Here is a 462-nt window from a genome sequence, read left to right as displayed (position 1 = left end):
ATGAAAAATGGCCGAAATCTAATAGAATTCTGCGCCATTTAGTTCTTGAAAGGGTTAGATTTAAGCGTAAATAAGCCATTTGTCAACCACACGATTGTAGATTAGCCGAATAATTTATTCAGATTATAAATCAGAATTTATGGAGATGTTAGATGGAATATAAAGAATATGGATCAAAGAATAATGATATTATAATTTTATTACACGGTGGAGGTCTTTCTTGGTGGAATTATATAGATGAAATATCCTTGCTTGAAAATGAATTTCACATAGTTATTCCTATATTAGATGGACATTCAGGAAGTGATACAAATTTTACTTCTATTGAAAGCAATGCTCTAGAAATAATAAATTTCATAATTAACCATCAGATTCACTATTGAGCAAAAATAGGAAAAGCAGCATTCAAAGCATTCGTAATCTGTCTGCGGGTCATTGGATGAGATTTAAAAATATATTTGG

1 protein-coding gene is annotated in these 462 nt (G+C 30.1%); it reads left to right on the top strand.

What is annotated here, in order from left to right; all coding sequences use genetic code 11:
* The first annotated feature begins 152 nt into the window (after window positions 1-152).
* The gene (locus ACTND6_RS11170; protein WP_441024347.1) at window positions 153-383 is read left to right on the top strand and encodes an alpha/beta fold hydrolase; all 231 of its coding nucleotides are present in this window, start codon (window positions 153-155) and stop codon (window positions 381-383) included.
* Window positions 384-462: the final 79 nt, after the last annotated feature.

Origin of the sequence: Bulleidia sp. HCP3S3_C9, from assembly GCF_052064035.1 — a bacterium.
Lineage (GTDB): Bacteria > Bacillota_I > Bacilli_A > Erysipelotrichales > Erysipelotrichaceae > Bulleidia.
Note: the sequence above shows the minus strand (reverse complement) of the source record. Positions and strands in the feature narration are given on the sequence as shown.

What these genes read in the sequence shown, in the direction of transcription:
- ACTND6_RS11170 (WP_441024347.1), top strand. Translation starts at nt 153, where the DNA reads ATGGAATATAAAGAATATGGATCAAAGAATAATGATATTATAATTTTA.